The organism is Flavobacterium riviphilum (assembly GCF_055231795.1).
Window position 1 is genome coordinate 83194 of record NZ_JBUYSY010000010.1, and the last position, 13974, is coordinate 97167.

13 protein-coding genes and 1 tRNA gene are annotated in these 13974 nt (G+C 37.1%); 7 read left to right on the forward strand and 7 right to left on the reverse strand.

Annotated features, from left to right (window positions below):
• Window positions 1-11 precede the first annotated feature (11 nt).
• Window positions 12-2126 carry a TonB-dependent receptor plug domain-containing protein gene (locus tag ACZIX2_RS10275; protein WP_463339998.1) on the reverse strand — a complete coding sequence of 705 codons (2115 nt, stop codon included), beginning with the start codon at window positions 2124-2126 and terminating at the stop codon, window positions 12-14.
• A gap of 176 nt (window positions 2127-2302) precedes the next feature.
• Between ACZIX2_RS10275 and ACZIX2_RS10280 the strand changes: the two genes are divergently transcribed.
• Both ACZIX2_RS10280 and ACZIX2_RS10285 read left to right on the forward strand, forming a co-directional pair.
• Window positions 2303-3226 (forward strand): sirohydrochlorin chelatase, encoded by a 924-nt coding sequence (locus tag ACZIX2_RS10280; protein ID WP_463339999.1) that lies wholly within the window; start codon window positions 2303-2305, stop codon window positions 3224-3226.
• Complete coding sequence (locus tag ACZIX2_RS10285; protein ID WP_463340000.1) at window positions 3227-3799, forward strand: PepSY-associated TM helix domain-containing protein; 573 nt, start codon at window positions 3227-3229, stop codon at window positions 3797-3799. It begins immediately after the preceding gene.
• A 64-nt stretch (window positions 3800-3863) separates the two neighbouring features.
• Here ACZIX2_RS10285 and ACZIX2_RS10290 read toward each other — a convergent pair whose 3' ends face one another.
• From ACZIX2_RS10290 to ACZIX2_RS10305, 4 genes are all read right to left on the reverse strand, one after another.
• Window positions 3864-4922: a mannose-1-phosphate guanylyltransferase gene (locus tag ACZIX2_RS10290; RefSeq protein WP_463340001.1), complete on the reverse strand. Its 1059-nt coding sequence runs from the start codon at window positions 4920-4922 to the stop codon at window positions 3864-3866.
• A 41-nt stretch (window positions 4923-4963) separates the two neighbouring features.
• Window positions 4964-5563: a SprT-like domain-containing protein gene (locus ACZIX2_RS10295; RefSeq protein ID WP_463340002.1), complete on the reverse strand. Its 600-nt coding sequence runs from the start codon at window positions 5561-5563 to the stop codon at window positions 4964-4966.
• A gap of 53 nt (window positions 5564-5616) precedes the next feature.
• Window positions 5617-6294, reverse strand: a complete 678-nt coding sequence (locus tag ACZIX2_RS10300; protein ID WP_463340003.1) for an SDR family NAD(P)-dependent oxidoreductase — start codon at window positions 6292-6294, stop codon at window positions 5617-5619.
• A gap of 144 nt (window positions 6295-6438) precedes the next feature.
• Complete coding sequence (locus ACZIX2_RS10305; protein ID WP_463340004.1) at window positions 6439-7575, reverse strand: acyl-CoA dehydrogenase family protein; 1137 nt, start codon at window positions 7573-7575, stop codon at window positions 6439-6441.
• 329 nt (window positions 7576-7904) lie between these two features.
• On the opposite strand from ACZIX2_RS10305, the gene ACZIX2_RS10310 reads away from it, so the two are divergent.
• The 3 genes from ACZIX2_RS10310 to ACZIX2_RS10320 all read left to right on the forward strand — a co-directional run bounded on the left by ACZIX2_RS10310 (window position 7905) and on the right by ACZIX2_RS10320 (window position 11115).
• Window positions 7905-8591 (forward strand): chalcone isomerase family protein, encoded by a 687-nt coding sequence (locus ACZIX2_RS10310; protein ID WP_463340005.1) that lies wholly within the window; start codon window positions 7905-7907, stop codon window positions 8589-8591.
• 115 nt (window positions 8592-8706) lie between these two features.
• Window positions 8707-9933, forward strand: coding sequence for a Glu/Leu/Phe/Val dehydrogenase dimerization domain-containing protein (locus tag ACZIX2_RS10315; RefSeq protein WP_463340006.1), 1227 nt, complete (start codon window positions 8707-8709; stop codon window positions 9931-9933).
• Window positions 9934-10221: 288 nt separating this feature from the next.
• On the forward strand, window positions 10222-11115 hold the full coding sequence (locus ACZIX2_RS10320; protein WP_463340007.1) for an energy transducer TonB: 894 nt from the start codon (window positions 10222-10224) through the stop codon (window positions 11113-11115).
• Window positions 11116-11276: 161 nt separating this feature from the next.
• Here ACZIX2_RS10320 and ACZIX2_RS10325 read toward each other — a convergent pair whose 3' ends face one another.
• Together ACZIX2_RS10325 and ACZIX2_RS10330 are read right to left on the reverse strand one after the other, a co-directional pair.
• The gene (locus tag ACZIX2_RS10325; RefSeq protein WP_298297689.1) at window positions 11277-11672 is read right to left on the reverse strand and encodes an ExbD/TolR family protein; all 396 of its coding nucleotides are present in this window, start codon (window positions 11670-11672) and stop codon (window positions 11277-11279) included.
• A 2-nt stretch (window positions 11673-11674) separates the two neighbouring features.
• Complete coding sequence (locus ACZIX2_RS10330; protein WP_463340008.1) at window positions 11675-12370, reverse strand: MotA/TolQ/ExbB proton channel family protein; 696 nt, start codon at window positions 12368-12370, stop codon at window positions 11675-11677.
• A gap of 130 nt (window positions 12371-12500) precedes the next feature.
• Between ACZIX2_RS10330 and ACZIX2_RS10335 the strand changes: the two genes are divergently transcribed.
• Window positions 12501-13745, forward strand: a complete 1245-nt coding sequence (locus ACZIX2_RS10335) for a bifunctional folylpolyglutamate synthase/dihydrofolate synthase (protein WP_463340009.1) — start codon at window positions 12501-12503, stop codon at window positions 13743-13745.
• Between the two features lie 84 nt (window positions 13746-13829).
• Window positions 13830-13907, forward strand: a tRNA-Val gene (locus tag ACZIX2_RS10340).
• The last annotated feature ends 67 nt before the right edge of the window (window positions 13908-13974 follow it).

Sequence of the window (13974 nt, forward strand, 5' to 3'; positions counted from 1 at the left end):
AAAAAATTGAATTATTTAAAGTTAAGATTGTACGATAATTTCATAAAATACGAGCGCCCATACCCCAATAACATGGAGGAAGAGGCATGTCCTTGCGAAACCGCCCCTTGATTGACTCTGGTTACATCCAATAGATTGCGGGCTCCCATAGTGAGTTCTAACTGTTTCTGTATAAAATGTTTTCTAAAAGAAACATCGAGAAAAGAATAACTATCCATTTCCGTCAAAACATACGTTGGGGCACCATTGGCATTACTACTCATAAATTGAGGTTGTTTCCCGTTATATTTAAAAAAGACTGATGCATTCGCATTCCATTTTGGAATTTCATAAGAAACACTTGCATTAAGTTGTAGATTATAAAGAAATTTGGCATCAGCAATGGCTTGTCCGTTGTCCATTTTCTGAGAAATACCAACCCCAATAATACCTAATGTTGCTTTCCATAGGTTGTACTCCAATTGATGATTCATAGCAACATTCCACATTTGATAAGTATTTACATTGATGTATTGGTAAATAGGAGAAGCGTTAGCATCAAGGCCTACATACGCCATATCAATCCGATGATTTACGTTTAAGTACGCAGCACTTAATTGATTTGAAAATTTAAAGTTATCTTGATAAGTTACTTTCTTTACATTAAGATCGAAAGAAGTACTGCGCTCTGGAATTAAACTTTCGTTACCAAAAAAATTATGGCCCGAAAACTGAATTTTAGAATACAACTCTTCAAACGTAGGCACTCGGAAAGATTTGCCAATAGAGCTTCTTAACTCTATCCCATTTTGAAATAAATATCGCAAACCAAGTGATGCCGCCGATTGCGTGTCAAATCGATTTTGCAAGGAAACTCGATAACCTCCTCTGAGCAAAAACTTATCCGTTGCTTTTACTTCAGAGGCAATAAAAAAGTCATAGTTTTCAAAGCGTTTATCAATGCGTACTAGGGTTTGACTGGGGCCATCTACTAAAGCAATGCCTTGATTATTTACAAATTCGTAACCCAATTGTAAATCAATTTTATCATGTGTGAAAAAATTACTAAAAGTCCCCGTACTGTATAAAACTTCGGCCGATTGATTAGCCGTACGACTCAAATTCTCCTCTTGATCTGTTTGAAAATTATAAGTGAAATTTTCAGTTTTTCTGGTTTGTTTTTGATGAGAAAATGAAAGATCATATTTGATATTCGATACATTTCCAATCAAATTCAAATGATGATAAAATCGCTGAGTTAGATATCTTTTATCATCAGCAAATAAATTATTACCAAAGGGTGGATTAGCAATTGAAATGAGTGAGGCATTATAATAATCGATGTTTTCGTTTAAATAATCAAATCGATAAAAAGCTTTCATTTTATTTGAAGTATAGGAAACCAAACCATTCGAAAATGTATTCAATTTAGGCAACCAAGTATAGCCACGCAAACCGTCCGATTCAGTATAATTGGCACCTTTCTTATCATCGAAGTATCCTGCAAAATGGTTTCTATTAAATCCTACCGACGCAAACCACTTGGAATTTATATTGTGCGACACTTTTACAGCTTGAATGTGTCTCCCTTTTGAAAATAAAGCATACTCTTGACCAACTGTTTCCTCCTGCACTGTAGCGGTCACCTCCCAAGTCTTTTGTATTGACTTTTTTGTAATAATGTTCAATATACCACTTACAGCATTGGCCCCATGAGTAACGCCCATCGAACCTTCTATGATTTCTATTTGTGCCACATCATCGAGATTGATTTGGGTAAGATCAATATTACTTCCCATCGACCCCTCGCTTACTATTGGAATATTATCAACTAAAATTTTAAAATAATTGCCATCCAAACCAAACATAGACACCGTAGAGCGCCCTGTACCAGAACTTGGCGTTATGGTAATATTCAAATATTGATTCAACACATCTGATAAATTAGTGGCGGCCAATTTTTGAATCTCCGCTCGCGAAATCATCCTTACGTTGTTTACTGCTTTTTTTATAGACTGAGGTTTAAACTGTGCGGTAATCACTACGCCGTTGAGGTGTTGTGGCACTAAAGAATCAGATTTTTTTTCCTGTGAAAAAACAAAAAAAGGGAGACCTATCAAGAAGGTTTTGAGATAAATACGTTTCATGTTCAATTTTAAAAGCGATAAATAATAGCGCAAAGATATTTATTATTTTTATTTATTCTAAATTAATATAATATATTTGCACTTCTATTTCCTGCTTATGAACTGTTTTTACCATTAAAAACACAGTGTTCAAATTGAAATAGAAAAATTAATATCAATACTTAATCATTCATAAAATGAAAAAACTTTTTAAAAAAACCGTTTGGACTTTAGTAGCGCTCTCCTTACTTGTTTCCTGTCAAAAAAAAGAAACAATAACTTCCCAAGAAAAGGATAAAAAAATTGGGGTACTCTTAGTAAATCATGGTTCGCGATCAGCTACTTGGAGAAACGCTCTATTAGAACTAGAAAAAAGTGTTGCGCCTTCCATTCTAAAAAGTAAAAAAATTGGTGGCATCAAAACAGCTTTTATGGAATACACAGAACCCTCTATTGCCACGAGACTAAAAGAATTTGATAAAGAAGGATTTACTGATGTGATTATTGTCCCAATATTTCTAACCGTAAGCCCCCACACTTTTGAAGACATTCCAACAATTATCGGTCAAAAAGAAGACAAAAAATCATTAGAAATGATGAAACTGGAAAAAATAGAACGATATGTAGCCAAGGCAAAAACACATATCACACCATTGCTAGATTTCACAGATATATTACAAAAAAATGTACTAAAAAGAGTGCAACAACTTTCCAAGAATCCATCAGAAGAGGGACTTGTATTAATTGGTTATGGTGATGAAGATTATGATAAAGAATGGACAGCTTTGTTCAACTCGGTAGCTGAAAATGTAAAGATGAAAATTGGAATTGACTCCCATTCCCATGGCTGGTGTGGACATATTGCACATTACAATCCTCAAGAAACAACAAAAGCCATCAACAAAGTATTAAAAACAGAAAAAAGTGCCATAGTAATTCCTGTGTTAGTAGCACATGATGAAGATTTTCAAATTGGCATAATCGGTAGTGGTGTAGCAGCGGTTCCAAATTTCAAAGAAAAAGTAATCTACAAACCCGATGCCATTTTACCTGACACAAATATTGAAAACTGGGTAATCAACATTACAAAAGAATATACAGATAAAATCACACAGCAGTAAATGAAAAAAGAAACATTAAAAAAAGTACGTAAACTCAACCTCGAATGGCATCGCGACTTGGGTTACTTTTTTTCGGGATTAATTATCATGTATTGCATTTCTGGTATAGCCCTCAATCATGTGAATGAATGGAACTCGGATTTCATAATTGAAAAAAAGAACATCTCATTTGTTGAAAACCTAAGCAAGGCAAACATTTCTGAAAAAACCATTAATGATTTGAATAATAAAGTTGGCGAAACGGAATACAAATTGTTTGATTTCCCGACGAATAATCAAATGAAAATCTATTACGACAACGCAACGCTACATTTAAATTTTGAAACAAAAACAGGAATTTATGAGACCGTTTATAGAAGGCCAGTTTTTTATCAAACTAATGTTTTGCATAAAAACAGTCTCAAAGGCTGGAAATGGTTTTCGGATGTTTTTGCTGTATTGCTAATTGTAATAACGATAACTGGAATTTTCATTGCAAAAGGAAAAAACGGAATTTTGGGTAGAGGCAAATGGTTGCTTGCCCTAGGATTGTTACCTCCGCTAGTAGCAATAGTGATTCACGCATTGCTCTAAAACAAAAAAACTATAATCCAACACAAAAAAGGATTATAGTTTTTTTTTTTATTTTAGCTTGAATCTATTTTTTCAATTGATTGGCAATACGCTTAATATCTTGCTCTTTACTTTTTGGATAAATTAACAGTACATCCTCGTTATCTACTATGATGTAATCGTGTAATCCGTCCACCACTACAGTCTTTGTACCAACGGTTCTTATGATGTTTTTAGTAGCATTTTCTAAAACAACATTCGCATTGACAACTGCATTTTCTTGAGTATCTTTTGGCAATTTATCATACAAAGAACCCCAAGTACCTAGGTCATTCCAATCAAATGTTGCAGGTAATACAAAAGTGTTTTGGGCATTTTCCATGATGGCATAATCTATCGAAATGTTTTCGGCCAATGGATAGTTTTCTTTTATAAAATTAGCTTCATCATCAGTACCATAACTGTCATATCCACTCATAAAATGAGTCAACATCTTGGGCTGAAAATCTTCAAAGGCTTTTAGTATTGACGAGATACTCCAAATAAAGATACCCGCATTCCACAAAAAGTTACGACTCTGAATAAAACTTCTAGCCGTGGCATAATCGGGTTTTTCTCGGAACTGCACTACTTTCTTTACTGGTCTGCTATCTAATTTGTCGTATTCGATATACCCATATCCTGTGTTAGGAAAAGTAGGCAAAATACCCAAGGTCATAAGCGTTTCCTCGCGTTCACAAAAATTAAAAGACAACTGTAGATTGGCAATAAATTGAACCTCATCCTCAATCCAATGATCACTTGGAGCAACCACGACTACAGCATTTGGATTTTCTTTTTTAATTTTTAAAGAGGCATACAAAATACAAGGCGCAGTATTTCGCATGGCGGGTTCCAAAATGATTTGCTCTTGGCGGACCATTGGCAATTGTTGCAATACTAAATCATTATACCCTTCATTGGTTAAGATTAAAATATTTTCTTGAGGAATAAGTTGCGAAAGACGAGAAAAAGTTTTTTGAATCAACGTTTCCCCCGTACCCAACATATCGTGAAATTGCTTTGGAAATTCGGCAGTGCTTACTGGCCAAAAACGCGATCCAACTCCACCAGCCATAAGTATGGCATAATAATTTTTATTCATAGCATTGTAGTTTAAGTTCCTAACCATTCTTAGAAACTTCGTTAATGTGGTAATAGCTCAACCTCTGCATTAGGATTGAACAAATACAACCGTTTGGAGCTCAATTCTACACATTCATAACGTTTAGTACGAAGCGCTCCTTTTTGAAAAATCTTGCCATTATGGATTCTAAAAAGACTACCATAAGGAAGTTCAAAGATATAATTTTTATCGTTTTGAGGGTCAAATTGTTTTAAGGCCAGAGACAAGGTCGCATCGGTATCACTACTTGCTGATGGATTTTTAAAATGACGCGCTAATAGTGGCAATAAATGATTAGGAAATATTTCGGGGCGAATAAAAGGAATCATCAAGCGCTGAAAAGTCATTTTCCACTCGACGCCATGGGGCTTGATGTTGCGACCAAACTTTTCAAAGGCGATTAAATGGGCAATTTCATGAATTAGGGTAATCAAAAATCGGTATTTATTCAAACTGGCATTGACCGTAATTTCATGTTTACCGGTGTGCCCTCTGCGATAATCCCCATGTCGAGTCACGCGTTCGTTCACAATCTTCAAATGGACATGATGGGCAACTATCAGTTCGAAAACAGGTTGTACTGCATGCTCAGGTAAATATTTTAATAGTGTTTCAGACAAAAGAAAATATCGTTTTTGAGATTAGGAAAATTGATGATAAACTTAGAATAGTACTAAGGATTACTAGTGGTCACTTGTAAAACTTTGCCATTGAAATATTTGTTTCCCGTCAGCGTGAAATCAAAAATGTACTGAGCCATTTCTGCGGCAGAAAGTGGCGCTTGATACCCTGGAAAAGCCTCTTCTAGCATTTCCGTTTGAACAGCGCCTAACGCTAATACATTGAAAGCTATGCCCTGTTCTTTATATTCTTCAGCTAACAACTCAGACAAAGTAATAACGGCGCCTTTGCTTGAACTATAGGCGGCTAAACCGGCAAACTTTAAACTGCCTTGAACGCCTCCCATTGAGCTTATTGTCACTACATGACTCCCTTTTTGCAAATACGGCAACGCAATTCTTGTTAGATTAGCCACTCCAAAAACATTCACACGATACACCCATTCAAAATCTTCTTGAGTTAAATTGGCAAAAGGCTTGTTTACCAAAGCACCAGCATTATGAATAACCGCATCCACACGCTTCCAAGCACTTGATAGAAAATCAATAACCTTGTACAAATCGTCTTCTGTAGATAAATCTACTGATAAACAAGTAATATTTTCGTTTTCTATAAGAGCTTGAGGTATTTTTCTAGAAATAGCCAAAACTTGATGTCCTGCATTGGCGAATTGCAAGGCCAATTCAAAGCCAATACCGCGGCTTGTTCCTGTAATTATAATTTTTTTCATTTCGCAAAAATAAACAAATGTCCTAAAACCTAACCTCAGACTTTTTAGTTTCTTTATCAGTATAAAAAAGAAAACCATCAAAAATGGGCTATCATTTTATTGATAACGCAATTTTGATGGTTTTTATTAAATAGTAAAAAAATATTAAGAAAGTCCTCTTGATATCACAATACGTTGTATTTCGGAAGTACCTTCATAAATTTGAGTGATTTTTGAATCACGCATCATACGCTCTACATGGTATTCTGCTACGTAACCGTTTCCGCCGTGAATTTGAACCGCTTCATTGGCTACCTCTAGGGCAATTTCAGAAGCATACAATTTGGCCATTGCTCCAGAGTGCGCTATATCTTGACCAGCATCTTTTTCACAAGCAGCTTTCATAATTAACAATTTGGCCGCAGTAATTTTCACATACATATCTGCCAATTTAAAAGCAATGGCTTGATGATTGAAAATTTCTTTACCGAAGGCTTTTCTTTCTTTAGAATACTTTAAGGCCAATTCATAAGCACCAGTTGCTATACCCAACGCTTGAGAAGCAATTCCAATACGTCCACCATTCAACACATTCATAGCGAAAGCAAATCCGAAACCGTCTGCCCCAATTCTGTTTTCTTTGGGTACTTTTACATCTGTAAATAGCAAAGAATGCGTATCACTACCACGAATTCCCATTTTCTTTTCCTTAGGACCAATTTCAAAACCGGGCCAACCTTTTTCTACAATAAAAGCATTGATTCCTTTGTGTCCCTTTTCAATATCTGTTTGTGCAATTACGATATAGGTAGAAGCCGTACCTCCATTGGTAATCCAGTTTTTAGTACCGTTTAACAAATAATAATCTCCTTTATCAATAGCTGTTGTTTTTTGAGAAGTCGCATCCGATCCTGCTTCTGGCTCTGATAAACAAAAGGCTCCAATGACCTCTCCTTTGGCCAAAGGCACTAAATATTTCATTTTTTGTTCCTCGTTGCAATACTTTTCTAATCCGGCGCAAACCAAGGAATTATTTACCGACATGATCACTGCAGCTGAGGCGTCCACTTTAGCTATTTCTGTCATGGCTAACACATAGGATATACTATCCAACCCGGCACCACCATATTTGGGGTCAACCATCATTCCAAGAAATCCTAATTGTCCCATTGCTTGAACTTGCTCAGTTGGAAATTTGGCATGTTCGTCTCTTTCTATAACACCAGGTAACAACTCGGTTTGTGCAAAATCTCTTGCCGCCTGCTGAATCATTATATGCTCTTCGGTAAGATTAAAATCCATATCGTGTTTATTTTAGTAATACTTTAATTATTCGAACCAAAAGTAATATTTTTTTACATTACACTCAAACGATTTCGTATTAATGTATTTTTTCTAAAATAAAATAACAAAAACTACAAAAATCACAATGCCACACAAAAAACGATTCATTAAATCAATCTTTAAAAGTTAAAATATATCATTTCAGAATACCCCACCAAACTATTTTTTAGTGTTTTATCCCTAAAAAAGAACCAATTAACCCTCAATAACCCAAGCTTTTCACGCATTAATTTAACATAATTCTAAAAAAAATAAAAACAAAAATCAAAAAATAAAAAACATACGATGTGAATTTTAAAAAAAACAAAGTGATTCCACAAAAATCAACTCCTTTACAAATAAAAAAAGGCTTGTATTTACTTTTGCAGTCAGCTAAAATCAATACAAAAATGAAACCTTATTCTCTTATTGCCTTTTTCGTTTTCCTGTTTACTCTATCAGGATATTCACAAGAAAAATTTACAATCAATGGCGTAACAGTACCAAGAACTATAGATTTTGAAGGTCAAAAACTCCAGCTAAATGGTTTTGGCACACGATCCAAACTTTGGGCTGAAATCTACGTACAAGCACTATATCTAAGTGTGCTTTCAGAAGATGCCAAAGACATTCTTGAAAGCGACAACAATATGGCCATCCGATTACAAATCACCTCATCATTGGTGACTTCTCAAAAATTATCCAAATCATTACACAAAGGAATGATTAAATCTGTTGGGGAAGCGAACTTAGCCAAATTTAAATCGCAAATGGAGATTTTAGAGAAACTATTAAATCGTGAAGCAACGCTTGAAAATGACGCATTCAATTTGGTTTACAACGCTAACGAAAAATCGATTTGGGTTTTCAAAAACAACCAATTTGAAGGGAAAATTTCAGGATACGACTTCAAAAAAGCTTTTTTTGGAATTTGGCTTTCCGACAATCCCGTTGATGACGAACTCAAAAATGCCCTTTTAGGCAAAGTAAAATAAAAGCATTAAAGCATCTTTTTGCCCCTGCAAAAAAAGCCGTTGAAGATTTTTGAAAATTATCTCAACGGCTTACTTCTTTTTATATATTTGTCAAAAATTAAACAAATCGCAACAAATGAAAGATTTATTAAAGAAATTCGAAAATAAACAACCCGAAATCGTCTTTAATTGGAAAGATTCGGAAACAGAAGCCGAAGGCTGGACCGTAATCAATTCGTTGCGTGGCGGGGCTGCCGGTGGCGGAACAAGAATGCGCAAAGGATTGGATATGAACGAAGTGTTGTCATTGGCCAAAACAATGGAAGTAAAATTCTCAGTCTCAGGACCAGCTATTGGTGGCGCCAAATCAGGTATCAACTTTGACCCCAACGATCCTCGTAAAAAAGGCGTGTTACAACGTTGGTACAAAGCGGTTTCTCCTTTATTAAAAAGTTATTATGGAACCGGTGGCGATTTGAATGTAGACGAAATCCACGAAGTTATCCCAATGACCGAAGAATGTGGGGTTTGGCATCCGCAAGAAGGGGTGTTCAACGGACATTTCAAACCTACCGAAGCAGACAAAATCAATCGCATCGGGCAATTGCGTCAAGGTGTAATCAAAGTAATCGAAAACCCAAAATTCTCCCCTGATGTAACTAAGAAATACACCGTTGCCGATATGATTACCGGTTATGGAGTGGCTCAAGCTGTTGGACATTATTACAGCATTTACGGTGGCGACATCAAAGGTAAAAAAGCCATTGTTCAAGGTTTTGGAAACGTAGGTTCGGCTGCAGCTTTTTATTTGGCTGAAATGGGCGCTAAAATCGTCGGAATCATTGATAGAGACGGAGGATTAATCAACGAAAATGGTTTTTCATTCGAAGAAATCAGAACTTTATTCCTAAACAAAGACGGCAACAAATTGGTTTCCGAAAACATGATTCCTTTTGAAGCAATCAACGAAAAAATATGGACTATTGGGGCAGAAATTTTCACGCCTTGTGCAGCCTCTCGTTTGGTAACTCAATCTCAAATGGACAGTTTAATTGCGAACGGACTCGAAGTAATCTCTTGTGGCGCAAACGTTCCTTTTGCCGATAAAGAAATCTTCTTTGGGCCAATTATGGAAGATGTAGACCACAAAGTAAGCTTGATTCCTGACTTTATTTCCAACTGTGGAATGGCTAGAGTTTTCGCCTATTTTATGGAGAAAAAAGTACAAATGACCGACGAAGCCATCTTTCAAGACACGTCCGAAACCATCAAAAATGCTATTGTAAAAGCACACGCTTTAAGTGCTGCAAAAAACAACATTAGCGCGACGGCTTTCGAAATCGCTTTGAAACAATTGGTGTAAAATCAACATACAAATTTTTTAAAGGTGCGGTTCCTCAACCGCACCTTTTTTTTACTATCTAATTTCATTTTTAGGAGCAGTAACAAAAGGCTTTCTGGGCAGCATCGTCCCGCTGTCCGTTATATCTTTGCCTTTTTAAAGAAAAAAGGCAAAGGATGCCACTGCCATCGGGGCTAGAGAGCAACAACCTCAATTTTTGCTATCATTTTCACTACAACGCTTCTCTTTTCTTGACAATTTTTAGTACTTTTCAGCGTTTTTAACCCATACTTAAAATTCAAAACCATAATGCAATCCCCAGTTACCTCAGATAAGAAAAAAGCCATCGCCTTTTCCGTAGCAATATACGGAATACTGCTATTGATTTTATTTTTTATCCGTTTTTGGCCTCCCTACAACCCCGATTCTTTTACAGCACTTGCTGGCGGTGGCGGCGGTGGGCTTACGGTCAACTTTGGTGATAGCGAAATGGGACAGGGTACCGATTACCAAAGCGAGGTTTTGGACGTAAAAAACCAAACCAAAGTTACCCCCACAGAAACAACTCCAGACGAGGCCATCTTATCACAAGAAACGACCACGGAGGAAAGTGTAGTAATTCCCAAAAAAGAGAAAGTAAAAAACACCACGGCTACTCCAAAAGAAACCCCAAAACCCGTTGTCGAAAAACCAAAAGTTTCCAACACTACCAACGATGCCTTGTCGAGCATCCTAAAAGGCTCCAACAAAGGAGGCGATGGCGACGATAAAGTAGCGGGCAATAAAGGAAAAGCCAACGGAAGTTTGAGCGCCAAAGATTATTATGGTTCTGGAGGTTCTGGCGGCGGAACAGGCGGCGGCAACGGAACCGGAAATGGCATTGGCACCGGTAGTGGTTATGGCGCAGGAAGCGGAGGTGGCTCCGGTGGAGGCGCAGGCTATTCTTTAGGCAACCGCAGGGCCATTTCAAAACCTGTTCCAAAATACACTTGCAACGAAGTAGGCAAAGTAGTGGTAGAAGTAGCTGTAGACCGTAATGGCAACACCATAAGCGCCATTGCAGGAAGCAAAGGAACCACCAATACCGCCAAATGTCTTTTGGACCAAGCCAAAATTGCAGCAATGAACACCAAATGGGACGCTAGCAGCAACGCACCAGAGAAACAAGTCGGCAAGATTGTTTATAATTTCAATTTGAATTAGATATCGTAACAACAATATGTCTTGGGACTAGTTAAAATGCGTGAGGGATAGGAGCTAGCTACCGAAGTAGCGCGGATAGCCCGACCGCAGAAAAGTAAAGGGGCGAATAACACCTATGCTATTCGCCCCTTTGCTTTTATGGGGTCACGCCCAAATTATTCTTATTTTGGACTGGTGGCTATGACAAACTTTAGGTTATTTTTTACGCCGATTTGAAGAACGTCAACCAAGTCTTGAACTTGTAGGTTGAATGGAATTCGGACGATAACCGTTTGGTCTTTTTCGCCACTAATTTTTCCCATCAAAGTGGTTTCTAGGTCTTCGAAAGCTACGGGTTGTTTGTCGAGATAGAACTTTTTGTCTTCGGTAACCGAAAGGCTAATGTATTGCTTATTCGTTTTTTCGTTGGACTTGGCTTTGGGCAAGGTCATTTTAATCACATTGGGATTGGCCAGTGTGGAAATAATCAAGAAAAACAACAATAAGAAAAACATAATATCGCTGAGCGAAGAGGTCGCTACTTCGGCGTGAAATCTTCTTTTTCTTTTGATCGCCATAACTATGCTCTTTGAATAATATTTACAAATTCTAAAATCTGTTTTTGCACTTTTAGCGCAAAATTATCAATCTTTCCGTTCAGCAAATGGTAGGCACTGTAGGCGATGATTCCAACAATTAATCCAGCACCACTACTAATCATTTTCTCGTACAATCCACCAGAAATGTTTCCGATACTGATGTTTTCAGTAACCGAAATACTGTAAAAAATCTTGATAACCCCTGAAATGGTTCCGATAAATCCTAAGGTTGGAGCAATACCTGCAATTAATCCCAAATGGCCTAAATGCTTTTCCATTTGACCAATTTCGATATCGGCAGCGCGATCCATATTCGATTCAATCTCTGCGATGGGACGACCAATCACTAAAATCCCTTCTTTAATAACCGTACTCGAAGCCGTTGTAGAACGCTCAACAATTGCTCTAGCCAAATCAATATTCCCTGAATGCAATTGTTCTCCCACATCGCGCAACAAACGATCGTCAATTTTTGAAGCTTTTTCAATGTACATATACCTTTCAGCAATAACATAAAACGTATAGAACAACAAAATGGCAATTGGAATTAGAAAAAAACCACCTTTCAAAATAAATTCTAATACCGAAATTTCAGTATTAGGAGCAACATTTTCAATAACAGCAGTAGAAGTCGCAGCAGTAAGTGAGTCGGCTTGTAGAGAGAGTAAAGTAAACATATTTTATTCTTGATTTTTACGAATTAATTCTAAAAAATATTTCAATTTTGCACTAAAGATACTTTTCGTTCTAGTATTAAACTAAAAAAAACGAAAAATATTTTAACCCTCAATTTTTTTTTCAGAAAAGATGAATTACCAAGAAACCCTACATTGGCTTTATAATCAGTTACCCATGTATCAATTACAAGGCGCATCGGCTTATAAAAAAGATTTGACCAACGTACATCAGTTAGCCGACTACTTGGGGCATCCTGAACAAAAACTGCGATGCATACACGTGGCGGGCACCAATGGCAAAGGTTCTACCTCTCACCTCCTCGCCTCTGTTCTCAAAGAAGCAGGGCTAAAAGTAGGTTTGTACACCTCACCACATCTTACAGATTTTAGAGAACGCATCAAAATTATTTCGAATGCCAATCCAGAACAAGCTTGGGAAGAAATTCCAGAAACTTTTGTGTGTGATTTTATCAATAAACACCGTTCGTTTTTTGAAGCACAGGATATGAGTTTCTTCGAAATGACCGTGGGTTTGGCTTTTGATTATTTTGTAAAAGAACAAGTCGACATCGCCATTATAGAAGTTGGAATGGGTGGTCGATTGGACGCTACCAATATTATTACGCCATTAGTTTCGATTATCACCAATATAGGATTGGATCACACTCAATTTCTTGGTGATACACTAGCGGCTATTGCTGGTGAAAAAGCAGGCATCATAAAACCCAGCATTCCGGTAGTGATTGGGGAATACACTCCAGAAACCTTACCTGTTTTTATTAGCAAAGCCAAAAGTTGTTTTGCTGAAATTCATTTGGCGTCGGATTTGATTTCGAGTACTTACCCTTCCGATTTACTTGGCGATTACCAAGTGCATAACAAGAAAACCGTGATGCAAACCATAGCAGTTTTGAACGAAAACAAAACCCTAACAGTTACACCAAAACAACTCCAAACAGGGATGGCCAACGTAATAAAAAACACAGGACTAAAAGGTCGTTGGCAACAGTTGAAAGAGCAACCCAAAGTAATTGCTGACACCGCCCACAACAAAAACGGTTTGGAAATCGTAATGCGTCAAATTCAAAAAGAGAAATTTGACCAATTACATCTTGTTTTAGGAGTAGTCAACGACAAAGATTTAAAAGAAGTGTTGCCTTTGTTTCCAAAAAACGCGATATATTATTTTTGTAAGCCCAATATTCCACGTGGCTTAGATGCAACCACACTGCAAACCGAAGCGCAATTATTTGGCCTAAACGGAGAAGTATACTCTTCTGTTTCAGAAGCCTACGAAGCAGCATTGAAAAAGGCAGCTCCTACGGACTTTATCTACATAGGCGGAAGCACCTTTGTGGTTGCAGAAATTTTGTAATTTTTTTTCATTTTTGCTTGCACATACCGAAAATGGTTGTATATTTGCACTCGCAATCACAAACGATAGCAACCTAGTAAAATAGGGCGATTAGCTCAGCTGGTTCAGAGCACCTCGTTTACACCGAGGGGGTCGGGGGTTCGAACCCCTCATCGCCCACCAAAAACTCCAAAGTCATTTGATTTTGGAGTTTTTTTTATCCCTCTACTCAAAAAAGCATTACAATAAT